Origin of the sequence: Termitidicoccus mucosus (genome assembly GCF_038725785.1) — a bacterium.
Lineage (GTDB): Bacteria > Verrucomicrobiota > Verrucomicrobiia > Opitutales > Opitutaceae > Termitidicoccus > Termitidicoccus mucosus.
The window spans coordinates 388506-403395 of the sequence record NZ_CP109796.1 but is presented as its reverse complement, the minus strand read 5'-3'; the positions used below and the strand labels follow the sequence as shown (position 1 = coordinate 403395).

The 14890-nt window shown below is 59.9% G+C and carries 5 protein-coding genes; 4 read left to right on the top strand and 1 reads right to left on the bottom strand.

What is annotated here, in order from left to right; translation table 11 throughout:
• Window positions 1–2976 carry a sensor histidine kinase gene (locus OH491_RS01405; protein ID WP_334319198.1) on the bottom strand — a complete coding sequence of 992 codons (2976 nt, stop codon included), beginning with the start codon at window positions 2974–2976 and terminating at the stop codon, window positions 1–3.
• Window positions 2977–3244: 268 nt separating this feature from the next.
• Between OH491_RS01405 and OH491_RS01400 the strand changes: the two genes are divergently transcribed.
• From OH491_RS01400 to OH491_RS01385, 4 genes are all read left to right on the top strand, one after another.
• Window positions 3245–9721 (top strand): Ig-like domain-containing protein, encoded by a 6477-nt coding sequence (locus OH491_RS01400; RefSeq protein WP_342750836.1) that lies wholly within the window; start codon window positions 3245–3247, stop codon window positions 9719–9721.
• Window positions 9722–10000: 279 nt separating this feature from the next.
• The gene (locus tag OH491_RS01395; RefSeq protein WP_068769668.1) at window positions 10001–12085 is read left to right on the top strand and encodes a sodium:solute symporter family protein; all 2085 of its coding nucleotides are present in this window, start codon (window positions 10001–10003) and stop codon (window positions 12083–12085) included.
• A 13-nt stretch (window positions 12086–12098) separates the two neighbouring features.
• Window positions 12099–12413: an L-rhamnose mutarotase gene (gene rhaM, locus OH491_RS01390; protein WP_068769669.1), complete on the top strand. Its 315-nt coding sequence runs from the start codon at window positions 12099–12101 to the stop codon at window positions 12411–12413.
• A gap of 66 nt (window positions 12414–12479) precedes the next feature.
• On the top strand, window positions 12480–14702 hold the full coding sequence (locus OH491_RS01385; RefSeq protein ID WP_068769670.1) for a glycoside hydrolase family 88/105 protein: 2223 nt from the start codon (window positions 12480–12482) through the stop codon (window positions 14700–14702).
• The last annotated feature ends 188 nt before the right edge of the window (window positions 14703–14890 follow it).

Below are 14890 nucleotides of genomic sequence, written 5' to 3'. Positions count from 1 at the left end.
TTATGCCTTGCATTCGAAAGGCACATTGACGGTGACCTGCGTGCCGTTGCCAGGGGCGCTTCGGATTTCGATTTGTCCGCCGATTTCTGCGATGCGTGCGCGCATGTTGACGAGGCCGTTGCCGTCGTTGTTCCTTACGGTGGTGTCGAAGCCTCGTCCGTTGTCGGCGATGCTCATGTGGAAACGTCCTTCGATGGCTGAGAGGAGAATCGTGACGCGGTCGGCTTTGGAATGCTTGAGCATGTTGTTGAGCGTTTCTTTTGTGAGCGCGAGCAGGTGGTGTTGAACTTCAGGCGTCAGCGGGAGCGCGGGAATCGATTCGACGCCCTCCACGGTGCAGATGATTCCGGTGTCGTCGAGGTGGCGTTGTGCATAGTGCGCAATGTAGGTGGCTAGCTGGTGCCAGCAATCGTTTTGCGGGTTAACAGTCCAGATTATGCGGTGCAGGTCTTCCGAGAATTGACGCGAGTGAGTGATGATGCGTCCCAGCGATTCTTCGTGTGAAAGCTCGGGGTGATTGCGCTGGAGGCGGTCGGCGGCGAAACCGATTTTCGTGATGTGGCTGCCGAGGTCGTCGTGCAGGTCGCGGGCAATGCGGGCGCGTTCGCGCTCAAGGGCGTGTTCATGTTCGAGGCGACGCAGGCGTTGTTTGAGGAGGCGGTTCGAAACAAGGCGCGCTATCCAGGCGACAATCGCAGCAAAGGCGAGCACGGCCAGCAGGCTTGCCCAAGCGGTCTGCCACCACGCGGCGGCGACGATGATGACGAGCGAGGCTTCCGATTGCGCCATGATGCCGCTGCCGGCGTCGCCCGCTTGCACGCGAAACACGTAGCGGCCCGGTGCGAGTCGCGGATAGGTGGCGCTGGTTTCGTTGCCGGCGTCAACCCAGTCCATGTCGAAGCCTTCGAGCATGCGGCGAACGTACGTGCGTTCGGGCGTGGAAAAATTGAGCGCGGCAAAACGCAGTTCAATCGGCGCGGTGCCGGGTGGCACGCGCAACACGCCACCGTTGGGCGGCGGAAGTTGGGGCGCATTGCCGTTCATCGTGATTCTATCGATGTAAACGGGCGGCGGCTGGCGCGCTTCGCTCGGCCCCGGTGTTTCGAAACCAATGACTCCGCGGTAGGTGACAAACCACACGCGGTTGTCGCGCGTGCGCCATGCCATGGGCTGGCCGCCCGACATGCCGGAGGTACCGGCGAGATTTTCGTCGTGGCCAAGCAGGGTGACGGGGATTTTTTGCGATGGGTTTCCCTTAGTGGTTGCGTTTGCGGTAGCGAGTAGTTGATTTATGGATACATAAAATATGCCGCCGCGGCTGCTTATCCAGAGGCGTCCGTGTTCGTCTTCGAGGATTTGGTTGATGATCTCATCGGGCAAGCCGTCAGCTGCCGTGAAAAAGCGCGATTGTTCGCCACGCCAGAGGAGCAGGCCGTGCGTGGTTCCGAGCCAGATGTTGTCGCGGCTATCCACAAAGAGCGTGAGCAGGCGAAGAGAGGGGGCGCCGGCAGGATATGTTTTTGTGACAAACCTGCCCGTGTTTTTTTCGAGTTGGAGGATGCCTCCTTCTTCAAGGCAGACCCAGATTTCGCCGTCTTTGCGCTCGGCGATGCCGGCGACGCGAATACCGGGAAATCCGTCGGCGCTTTTGATTTCATGCAATTTTCCATCGCGCATATAGCCGAGTCGCGTGTAGTCCCAGCTTATCCAAAGGTCGCCGTTGCTCGCGCAGAAAAGTGTCTGCACATTTCGTATTGGCACTTCGTAACGATTGAGAATCCAGCGTCGCGAGGCACTGCCGGGAACGCCGTCATGCGACTGGCCTTTGGTTGATGTCCACAGCAGTCCGCCCGTCGTGCTCGCCCACACGCGCCCCTGCCGGTCGGCGCACACGGTATTGATATAAATGCTTTGGCCGTTCGGGAGTGTGGCGATGCTGACTTTGCCGTCCTTCATGCGCGCGAGGCCGCCGTTTTGATTGGCGCACCAAAGTGCGCCTTGCTCATCTTCGCAGACTGAGTAACTCATCTCCGTCGGTAAGCCGCTTTCGGTGTTGAGCAACGTGTAATTTCTCGGTTTGGCGCGCACCAAACCGCCCCCATAAACACCCGCCCACACGTTGCCGTCGATGTCGTCGATAATCGCCAGCACGCGTTCGTAACGCAGCGGAACGCGTTCGAGTGCATCGTTTCTCAAACAAAATACCGCGTCGCGGCGTGTCGTTATCCACACGGAACCGTCTACCGTTTCAAAAACATCGCGGATGCCGAGGTTGCCGGCGGTATCCCATGCATCGCCGGACATCACGACGCTCCAGATTCCGTTTTCAATTCGCGCCAAGTGTTCGTTCGCCGCGACCCACAAACCACCCGACCGCGTCGGTGCGATAATGATTCCATGTCCGGCTTCACCCTCGTAACGGTGGAGGCCGGACGAGTCATGCCAGCCGAAAAAATTTGCGCCACTTATCCACATGCGTCCGGTTTTGTCGGGCACGAAACAGAAGTGTGCGCCGCGTGACGTTATACCTGCGTCTGCCGCGAAAGTTTTCAGCCCTTTGCCATCCCAACGCACAATCGCTGTTGTGGTTGTGCCGATGCCGATCCACACCGCACCGTCGGTTCCCACCGCGAGGTCGCGCAACCGCAAGCCGTCCAGAAACGCATTCGCCGGATGCAACGTGAACACGCCGTCGCGCAGTCGCACGAGTTTGTTGCCACCCGTGATAATCAGAAGTGTGCGCTCATCCTCCATGGCGAGGCCGCGGATGTTATAGCCGCCGTCCATGAACTCGTCGGGCATGTCGTGTTTGACGAACTCGCGCCCGTCGAAACGCGCCAGTCCGCCGAGAGTGCCCACCCACAAAAAACCGCGCGAATCGCGAACGAGATTGCTGACAACATTGTGCGGCAAACCGTCCTCAACAAACCATTCGCGGAATATAAAACCCTTGGCGTCCGTGTGTGCTGCGTTCAAATCGGACGAAAAAATTGCAAAAACACACAGCAGCGCGACCAATGGCAGCAACGGGATATGAGGAGTGCGGGAAAGCATACGGGAACTATCTCAGAGTCGTGACCGTGAATCGCAACAGCGAAAATTTCACCAGATTTGGTGATGCAAAACATCCTTTGCATTTGTTATCATTCGAATTCACACGCCGGGTGCTGCAACACACAAGACCCTCAAAATTTCCCCCATAAAACACTCTCTTTTTGGTATGAGAAAAAGCCATCTTTCATGTTTGGTTGCGCTCGTATTGCTCGCGCTATGCGTTGCCGTCACACCCGCCCGCGCCGCATCCAATCTCCCCTCGCTCATGGAAAAGCTCGACCGCGGCCTTGTCGTCGTGCGCACGGAATCAGGCAAGGCGTTCGCGAGCTGGCGGCTCCTCGGCACCGAACCGATTGGCACCGCTTTCAATATCTACCGCTCCACCGGCGGCGCGCCGTCAGTCAAACTGAACTCCACCCCGCTCTCCGGTGGAACGAATTTCATCGATACCACCGCAGACTTCACGCAGCCCAGCATTTACACCGTCCGCCCCGTTCTCGGCGGCGTCGAGCAACCGTCAATCGACGATTCCGGCGACACCGTCATCCTGTCCGCCAGCGCAACCGTCGGCAATTTCATCCGCATCCCGCTCACACCGCCCGCGAACATCACCATGCCCGACGGCACCGTTTATTCCTATTCCTCGGACGCGACCGGTGGCAGCACCGCCTTCACCGGCGACACCGCCGGGGGCACATGCTCGGTCGGCGACCTCGACGGCGACGGCCAATACGAAGTCATCCTCAAATGGGCGCCCTCCAAGGTGACCATCCCCGGCGAGGATTCGGCACCCAATTCTTACTTCGGCAATGTATATATTGATGCTTACAAGCTCATTCCCGGCACCACCACCGAGGCTCCGTCCGCCACGCGCCTTTGGCGGATCGACGCGGGCATCAATGTCCGGGACACCCCCTTTCTGGTTTACGATCTCGACGGTTGCGGGAAGGCGGAAGTCGTCCTGAAAACCGCCGATGGCACCATCGACGGACAAGGCAACGTCATCGGTGACCCAAACGCCGACTATCGCGAAAGTAGCGTCCCCAACACCAACATCATCTTTGGACGCGTCCTGTCCGGCCCGGAATACCTCACGGTTTTTAACGGCATCGACGGAGCCGCGCTCGAAAGCATTCCGTTCAGGCCCGAGCGCGATCCCGACAACCACGATCACAGCCCGACTCTCGACCGGCAAAACGCCATCTGGGGCGACCGCTACGGCAAACGCATGGATGGCATGCGCGCCTGTGTCGCTTATCTCGACGGCCAGCGCCCAAGCATCGTTTTCGCCCGCGGCATTTACACCCGTGTCACTCTCGCCGCGTGGGATTTTCGCCGAAACGGCAACCAGTCCGCCAAGCTTGCGGAACGGTGGTATTTCGACAGCGATGACGGCACGCCCGGCAACATCGATTACCGCTCCCAAGGCAACCATCAACTCGCCCTTGCCGACGTTGATGACGACGGCTGCGACGAAATCGTCTATGGCGCCGCCACCATCGACCACGACGGCACCGGCCTCTACTCGACCGGCCTGCGCCACGGTGATAAAATGATTGTCTCCAAAATGTCCCCGGACAGCGACGACATCCTCGTCTGGGCCTGCCACGAGGAAGTCAGCAAAAACGGCTACATCGGCCATACGCTCCGCAAAACGAGCACGGGCGAAACACTCTTCAGCATCACCGCCACCACCGACACCGACGGTGCCATGGCCGCTGACATTGATCCGCGCAGTCCCGGATGGGAAATCTGGGGCGCGCGCAGCAACATCCGCTCGGCAATTACATTCGAGGAACTCGTCCCGATGAAAACCTCCATGACCTTTGCCGCATGGTGGGACGGCGACCTGCTTCGCTCGCCCGTTAATAATAATATTATCTTTAAATGGAATTGGAACACCAACAAACTCGACACGCTGTTTTCCTCCCCCGAGGTTGCTGCCAATGAAAAACCACTGCTCTGCGCCGACATCTTCGGCGACTGGCGGGAGGAGCTGATAATGGCCGAGGCCGACGGTCGCGCCCTGCGCATCTATACCACGGCCATTCCGACCGCGCACCGCATTACCACGCTCATGCACGACCGCCAGTATCGCGTCGCCATCGCATACCAAAACGTCGGCTACAGGCAGTCCCCATGCCCGAGCTTCTACATTGGCCACGACATGCGCCAGCCGCCCACGCCGAACATCGTCACCTCGCTCGACGAACTCCTCGGCCCGCCCGCGCCTGTCATCACCGCCATCCAGCCCGACACCGGATTTTCCGCGACCGATTTTATAACATCAAATCCCAACATCACCCTCGTTGGCACCGCCGAGCCAAATGTGACCGTCTGTGTCACCCTCGCAGGTGCGGGCGTCGTCGGCACAACTACCGCCGATATATCCGGCAACTGGATATTCGACGGCTCCTCAATAACGCTGTCTGAGGGCAAATCGTATTTCACAGCCGCCGCCATTGGCCCCGACGGGCACACCGGCGCGTCATCGAAACATTGCACCGTTACCGTCATGACAACACCGCCGCCCGCGCCCACCATCGAAAGCGTCACTGCCGCCGACGCGGGCTGTGCGTTCACCGGCACGGCGCAACCCCGCAGCCTTATCACAATATCGGCCTCATCTTGCGGCGACCTCGGCACCGTGCAGGCGGATGCTGACGGCGTGTGGATTTTTGAATGCGAACTGCCCGCCACGGGTGCCTACACGTTTGTCGCAAACGCCGTTGACGAAGCCGGCAATGCTGCCGTCGCGCCCTCCGCCGGATTCGCGGTGAACACCGCCATCGCCACGCCCACTATTTCCGGTATAGCAAACGACACCGGCGTCTCGTCCACCGACGGTATCACATCCGACAAACACGTCACACTCCACGGCACCGCGCCCGCCGACGATACCGTCACCGTTTATTTCGCCGGCATTGTCATCGGCTCGACCATCGCCGACGCTGGCGGCGCGTGGAGTCTCGCGTGCGCGGACGCGTCGGGACTCGCCGACGGTGAGTATGCGTTCACCGCCGTCGCCAGGCGTGGTGCGTCCGGCAACAGCCTCGCCTCGCCCACGTTTGCCGTCATGGTGGACACGGTCGCGCCTATCGTTGACGCAATCACGCGCCCCGAACCCGACACCGGCTCGAAGGTCACGTTCCAAGTCGAGTTTTCCGAACCCGTCGTGGGCGCAACCACCGCCTCGCTCACGCCCGTGCTCACCGGCGGCCTGGCCGGCTCCATCACCGCCGTCACCGCGCTCACCAACAACGCCTACCTCAGCGTCACCGTCGGTAATCTCGACGGCGACGGCACGCTCCGCCTCGACATCAACAACGCGGTCTCCGGCATCACCGACATCGCTGGCAACGCGCTCGCGACCACATCCATTACCAGCGAAACAATCACGCGCTCGCGCTTTGGCGATGGTGTGTGGGCCAACACGACGCCAGGCGGACTTTGGAGCGACGCCGACAACTGGCTCGAAGGCACGCGCGCCCAAGGCGTCGGCAAAATCGCCGACTTCAGCACGCTCAACCTCGCGGAAGACACCACCGTCATCGTGGACACATCGGGCACCGTCGGGAAAATTATCTTCAGCGACACCGACTCTGAAAACTCGTGCGGCTGGCTTCTCGCCCCGCCCGCAACCGGAGTTGCGCCTGCGCTCCGTCTCGTCGTCGCGAGCGGCACCACGCCTGAAATCAACGTCTCCGCCCTCGCCCTCGACGTGCAGGCCACCATCGCCGTTCCGCTCGCCGGCACACAGGGTTTTAGCAAAACCGGCGGCTCGATGCTCGCGCTCACCGGCTCCAACGCGCTCACCGGCGGCGTCATCGTGAGCGTTGGTGACCTGGCTGTCGGCGAAGGCGGCGTGCTCAACATCGGAAGCAGCGCCTTCAGCATCGCCAGCTCCGCGCGCCTCATCGTCAACGGCGGTCTCCTCCAAACCACCAGCCGCGTGGACGGCGGCGCGAGTTCCGCGTTCATAATCGAGGCCGGCTGCGCGCGTATGGCGACCTTCCGCTCCTCCACCAGCGACCTCGGTTACGTCCTCGTCACGGGGGGCACATTTATCGCCACCGAAATCAACATCCGCCGCAGCGCCGGAGGTATCGATTACGCCACCGGCTTCATCGTGCGAGGCGGCGAGGTCGATGCCGTCACAGTCGGCATTGGCACCGCCAATTCCAGCGCGGCGATGTCCGTCGAAGGCGGCAACGTGCTCGTCACTGGCACATTCACCGTCGGCAACCAAACCTCCCCCGGACGTGCCAGCGGCCTCCGCGTCATCGGCGGCTCGCTCGTCTCAACCGAGACAACCAATGGCCTCATCCTCTCAAAAGCCAACGGTTCGAACGCCAACACACCCGGCATCGCAATCATCAGCGGCGGCACGGCGACATTTGAAAAAATCACGCTTGGCTACGATAGCACCGTCACGTCTGGCACGGCCGCAATCACCATCGACGGCGGCGCGCTCCACCTCGGCTCCGGCGGCATCGTGAAAAACGGTGCTAGCACCCTCACCAGCCGAATCACGCTCGCCAGCGGTACGCTCGGCGCTAAAGCCGCGTGGACAACCGCGCACCCCATCGTACTCACCGGCGACATCGTCATCGAAACCACCTCCGGCATTACGTTGACCGGCGCGATTTCCGGCACGGGCGGCTTCACCAAAACTGGTGCGGGCACGCTTACGCTTACCGGCACAAACACGTTCACCGGAGCCGCCATCATCAACGAAGGCACGCTCGCCGTTACCGGCACGTTTGCGAAGTTCGCCAAACTCACATGGAATTCCGCCGCCGCACTGCAATTCGACGTGGCACACGGCGACCGCCTCGTCGTCACCGGCACGCTTTTGAAATCCGGTTCGGCTGCGCGCCAAATCATCCTCACCAATGCTGGCGCGCTGACCGCCGGTGCCACACACATACTCGGCACAATCAACGCCACCACGCTTACTTCCGCCGATTTTGCGCCGATCTTGCTCGGCAATGAATTGCGCGGCAACGTCACCATTTCCGGCAAATCGCTCGTGCTCACCGTCGTCACCGCGCCGCCTGCGACAGCACCCGTCTTCACAAGCCCTGCGAACGACACCGCGCGCGCCGGAGCGGATTTTACTTACGCCGCGACACTCGCAAACGGCACCGCTACCTACACCATCAGCGGCCTGCCGCCCGGACTCTTGTTCAACACCACGACCGGTGTCATCTCCGGCAGACCCACCGCGAGTGGCACCTACGCCGTCAGACTTCGTGCGACCAATGCGACCGGTTCCACCGATTTCACACTCATGCTCACCATCGCACCTGCGAGCGACACCGATACGCACACTGCGCTCGTCACGCTCGCCGGATTCGCAAAAAGCTCCGGTGCGACAAATGGCCAGACCATGCTCGCGCGATTCAATTCGCCCGTCGCGTTGCTCGCTCACGCCAACGGCAATCTCTACATCGCCGACACGGGCAACAACGCACTCCGCATCATCGACCCACCCGGCATCGTTTCCACGCTCGCTACAACCGGAGCCACACTCTCCTCGCCCGGTGCAATTATCGTTGGCGGCGGCTCGACGCTCCTCATCGCCGACACAAACAACAACGCCATTCGCTCGCTCGACCTCGCCACCGCGCAACTCACAACCTTCGCGACTGACATCAACCGCCCCGCCGGACTCGCACGCGACACCACGGGCAATCTCTACGTTTCCACCGCCGACAACATCGTCGTCAAGTTCGCCGCAGGCGCAACAACCTCAACAACCCTCGCCGGTGGATTCAACACCCCCACCGCACTCGCCCTCGGCCCCGACGGACAACTCTACGTCGCCGACACCGGCAATCACGCCATCCGCCGAATCGATCTCACCACCAGCGGCAGCATCGGCAGCGTCGTTACCATTGCCGGGCGACCCGGCGTGAGCGGCACGGCAAACGGCGACGCCCTCGACGCGCGTTTCAATCATCCCAAGGGGCTCGCCCTCGATGCCGCGGGAAATCTCTACGTTGCCGATACCGGCAACCACGCCATCCGCCACCTCGACACCTTCACGAATCAGGTCACCACCCGCTCTGGCCTCATTGCGGCCAGCGGCACAGCCGACGGCCTCGGTGCGATCGCCCGGCTCAACGCACCTGCCGGCCTCGCCATAGACAGCACGACCGGCGACATCTACATCGCCGACACCGGCAATCACACCATCCGCATCCTTCTGGACAGCCCGCGCATCCTGAAACATCCGGAAAACAAAAACGTGACCGCCGGCGCCGCCGCCAGCTTCAGCGTCCTCGCCATCGGCGCGCCGAATCCAGCCTACCAATGGAGGCACGGCGGCACGAACATCGCGGGCGCGACTGGCTACACCCACACGATTGCCAGCGCGCAAACCGCGCACGCGGGCAATTACACCGTGGTCGTTTCAAATGAAATGGGCTCGGTGACAAGCAGCACCGCCACACTCACCGTGACCGCGACAAGCAGCGGCACGACCACGCCGCCTTCGAACAACAACACCGCTGGGGGCGGTGGTGGAGGAGGCGCGCCTGCCCTGTGGTATTTCCTCGCGCTTGCGTTGATTGTTTTTGTGCGATGCTTGCGACGGAGCAGTGATCTCTGGGTTGCCGGACAAGGCGCTAGCCTCGCAAAAACGCACACCACTTTCCGATAACATTCAAACCATGCACGATTTTGTCGTGTCCTGCGACTTGGAGATCTCCGCTTCGCCTTCTCTCCCCAGAATTGGAGATCCCCAAAATCACATGTTTTGGTGATGCGAATACCGAAGGTGTTTTGTTATTATTTCACAAACACCGCGCCCCTTACCCATGATTCTCGGCAACCTTGTTCAACCCTCATGAAGCCCCGTCCCAATATGCGCAACCGTTTTTGGTTACCTGCGAAACCCAGTGTCCAATTTCACTAAATCATATGAGCTTTTTTTCATTATATGCATGACGTCCGTTTAATAGACATCTTGGTGGTCCTCGCCTATTTCGCGGTGATTATTTACATTGGTCGACGCGCCAAGGCGACCTCATCCAAGGGCGAGGAGAGCTATTTCCTCGCAGGCCGCAAGCTCGGCAAATTTTACCAAGCGTTCCTCAATTTCGGCAATGCCACGGAGCCGCAGGGCGCGGTTTCCAACGCGAGTTTCGTTTACGACAAGGGCGCGCCGCAATCGTGGTATTCGTTCCAGACGGTGTTCATCAATCCTTACTTCTGGTTCATGAATGTGTGGTTTCGCCGTGTGCGCCTTATCACGATGGCCGATTTATTTGTCGATCGTTTCAATAGTCGCAACATGGGTGTGTTTTATTCGCTGTTCCAGATTTGCGTGGCGGTGCTGTTGATCGGATTCGGGAGTTTCACGGCTTACACGATCACTGCGTCGCTGGTCAACAAACCCGAGTCATCATGGACGGTGGAGGAGCGTAGAGCAGTCGAGGGGTTTCGCGAGATGCGCGCGCTCGAAATGCAGCAGAAGGCTGCGTTCGCGGTGGATGCGGGCATTGCCACCGGCAGCGCTGCGGTCGCGCCGCTCACGCCCGGGCAAGCGCAGCGGCTGGCGGATTTGCGCGACCTGAAGGCGCGCGGCGAATTATACAATAACGTTTCTCTGCTCCGTCCGGCATTGTATAAATGGGCTTTCTACATTGTCTTCATGGCGGTCATCGGCGCTTACATGGTGCTCGGCGGCATGACGGCGGCGGCGGTCGCGGAGGCGTTGCAGGGCACGCTGATCATCGTGTTCTCGGTGTTGCTCATCCCGACGGGGCTTTACGCGATTGGTGGCTGGGGGCAACTGTCGCAAAAAATACCAAAGGGCATGTTCGACCTCTTTGGCGGCTCGCTCACCGGATGGAGCATTTTTGCGATCACGCTCGTGAGCCTCATCCAGATGAACGCGCTTAGTCCCAACATGAACATCATGGGTTCGGCGAAAAACGAAATCGCCGCGCGCATGGGCGTGCTCGGCCTCTATGGCAAGCGCCTCATGATTATCCTATGGACATTTGCCGGCCTCATCGCCATCGCGCTTTTTGCCGGCCCCAACGCGCTCGCCGAGTCCGACATGGTATGGGGCGCCCTTTCCGAAAAACTTCTCGGATCAATTCCCGGGCTTATCGGCCTGATGCTCGCTGGCGTGATTGCCGGTGTGATGTCCAATCTCGCCGCCAAGGCGATGGCGATTGCTGCGCTGTTCACGCGAAACATTTTCCGCATCTTCCATCCGGGCGCCAGCGAGGCGACCGGTGTGCTTGTCGCGCGCTGCACAATATGCGTCGTGCTGTTTATCGGCCTTTTTGCCGCGACCTTCATGACCAACATGATGACCATCGTGCAAATGGTCATCACGGTCAACGTGCCCTTCGGCGTGCTCATCATGGTGATGTTTTTCTGGCGCCGTGTGACCGTGAGGGCCGCTTGGGCTTCGCTCATCCTCGCCATCGGCCTAAATGTCGCGTTCCCAGTCATCGCGCCGTGGATTCCCGTGATGACCGGCAGCCAGTCGCTTGCCATTTCCTCCATCGAACCCGACGGCAAGCCTGCCCCGGTTTATTGGGAATCCGTCACACGCGTGAACAAGAACGACCCGGACAGCCCACTCCGGGGCGGCGGACGTTTCCAGATGGAAAACTACATGGTCACAAAGCTCGGCATTGTTGACTCGATCAAGATGACTGCGCGCAACCGTGAAAACCTCCGCTACTACGTGGATGCGCTGCTACCCTTCCTCGTGCTGGTCATCGTGAGCCTCTTCACGCGCAACCGCAACCCCGTGCAGGTCGATTTTTTCTACGGCAAGATGAAGACACCCGTCGGCGCGACGCCCGAACTCGAGGCACAAGCCATCGAGGAAACGCGGCGTAACCCGCGCCGCTTCGACCACACCAAGCTCCTCGGCAAGAATTCCTCGTGGGAGTTTGGCAAGTGGGACAGGCAGGATGCCGTTGGCTTCATCGCCTGCTGCGCCAGCTCTGGCGCCATCATCCTGCTCTTCGTGGCCCTGCTCAAACTCGCCTCGGGCTAAATCTCAAAATCCTATGATCCGCAAGACATTCCTCATGCGCGTGAACCCCGGCTGCGAAGACGAGTATCAATGCCGCCACAGTCCCATCTGCGCCGACCTTGCTGCCGCGCTTAAAAGCCACGGCAGCCGCAACTACTTGATCTTCCTCGACCCGCAAACACGCCAGCTTTTCGGCTATGTCGAAATCGAAAGCGAGGAACGCTGGGCGCAAGTCGCGCAAACCGCCGCATGCCGGCGCTGGTGGAAATTCATGGCCGACATCATGCCCAGCAACCCTAACAGCAGTCCCGTCTCGCACGGACTGAAGGAGGTTTTCCATCTCGCATGACAGCGGTCAATCCGAACGGTCTTCCTTCTACTCCTTTTACGTCGGTAATTTTCAGACACTTTTTTTATGGGATTCTATTTTGAAAACTTCCAAAGCATGTACGCCCACGAGGGTATGAACATCGAGAAAACCCTCGAAACGGTCGCGCGCCGCTACATAGGACAAAATCCGGCGCATCCGTGCACCTACCGCGCCTTCAATCGTGCGGGTATCCTGCGCGGCAAGGACTACCGCTACGAGGCCGATTTCAACAAGCATTTCCCAAGCGCAAAACTCGGCCAGTATGTTTACGCGTGGGCAAAAATTTGGGCCGATGCCGATGGCTCCATCAAATTCGACATCGATTGCCACAGTCCCACGATCATCTACCTGAACGGCGCGCAGTTTTTTCGCTCGAACATTTTTCAGGAACGCTATTTCGACAAACGCACCCCGCTCGACATTCCGCTGAAGGCAGGCTGGAATCACCTTGTACTCCGCATGCGCAAGACACTCGGCGGCTTCGGCGCGGTTTATGGCACATGGCTCGGCAAGCATCCTTACTACTTCCTCATGCCTGGCCCCGCGCGCGAAGGGCAGGAAGGCTGGCTTTTCACGGAGCCGCGCGACACCGAACTCGCCGTCATCCCCGGTGCGCCGGACGCGGACGTCCCGACGGACGGCTGGCTTCCCTCCACCGCATGGAACTACAGGCAGCGCGCCGCCGGGCAGATGGCACGCCTCTTTGGAAAAACCAAAAACACCGCCGCCATCGGCTGGACGCGTGCGCAATTCCTCATGCCCGGCAAGGCCGCCTATACGCTCAAGGGTCGCTCCCGCTCAAAACTCTCCGTCACGATCAACAGCGAAGTCGTTTACGCCACCGCGAAAGCCGGCCCCATCAACGCCAGGATCAGCATCCCCTTCGGCATCCACGATGTCATCGTCCGTGCCGAATGCAGCGGGGGCGACTGGGGCTTCGAACTCACGCTCTCGCACGGCGCTGAAAAACTCGCCCTCATCAATCCGGCCAACTTGGCGGGCAGCGACGCAAAGTGGATTTACCTTGGCCCCATCGTTGCTGAGGACAGGCTTGACCTCGACGCGCTCACCAGCCTCAACAAGCTCCACAAATCCGCCTCGGGCGGGTCGATTTACTGGCGTATTGACGAACCGGATACATGGGTGCGTCCCTACAATGACAACACGCTTTACGGCAAATGGAACTATCCGCTCGGCGTGACGCTCTACGGGCTCCTGCACGCCGGCGCGCGCATCAACTCCGAGGAGACGCGCCGTTACGTCGCGAACCATTTCCAGTTCTGTTGCGACACCTACGACTACGCCATGTGGGATCGCGAGCAATACGGCGGGGCGACCAACGTCCACAACCTGCTCACCTCGCTCGATTCGCTCGACGATTGCGGCTCGGCCGGCTCGGCGTTGCTTGAGGCGGTGAAATATTTCGATCTCGACGGCTGGCGCCGCATCGCCGACGTCGTCGCTGACCACATCAGCACGAAACAAATCCGCCTGCCCGATGGCACGTTCTTCCGTAAAAACCTCATGCACTCCTTCCATGAGGGCACCATGTGGGCCGACGATCTCTACATGAGCGTGCCATTCCTCGTGCGTTATTACCAACTCACGAATGACCAGAAATACATCGACGATGCCGCGCGCCAGTTTATCGGCTTCAAGAAGCGCCTCTACATCCCGCACCAGCGCCTCATGTCACACGTCTATGACTTCATGCGCGACAAGGCCACCGGTGTTCCTTGGGGCCGCGGCAACGGCTGGGTGCTCTTCTCGCTCTCGGAACTCCTCGCCGTGCTCCCAGAAAAACACGAACTGCGCCCGCAGTTGCTCGATTTCTTCCGCGAGTTCAGCGCCGGCATCCTCGTCCAGCAGGATGCCGACGGCATCTTCCACCAAGTCGTGAACGAGCACGATTCGTATCCCGAGACCTCGTGCACCGCAATGTTCGCCTACGGCTTCTCGCGCGGCGTGCAAAACGGCTGGTATCGTGACCCGGCGCCCTACATCCACTCGGCCTACAAGGCATGGGAGGCGATTTGCAAAATCTCGGTCGATAAGCTCGGCAACGTCCACGGCGTCTGCCGCGGTTCGGAGTTTTCATTCCAGTCGGAGTATTACAAACGCGATCTCCTCTGGAACCTGAACGACACGCACGGCATCGGCATCGTCCTTCTCGCCGGCATCGAACTCTGCAAACTGCGTGACTTTTTGCAGAAAAAGCCGGGAAGCGGCAATCCAGCGCGCACAAGAGAGAGCATGAGGAACATTTGATGACATATCACCAGAATTGGTGACCCCAAAATCACATGATTTGGTGATGCGAAAGTCATAGGTGTTTTGTTATTCTTCAGAAAACCCCAAAGCTCTTATCCCACCCCCGACAATCAATCTGAATCCCTATTCGCCACATGCGTGGCATATCTATAATTGTTTCTCAAACTCCAAAAAATTTTCCTTAA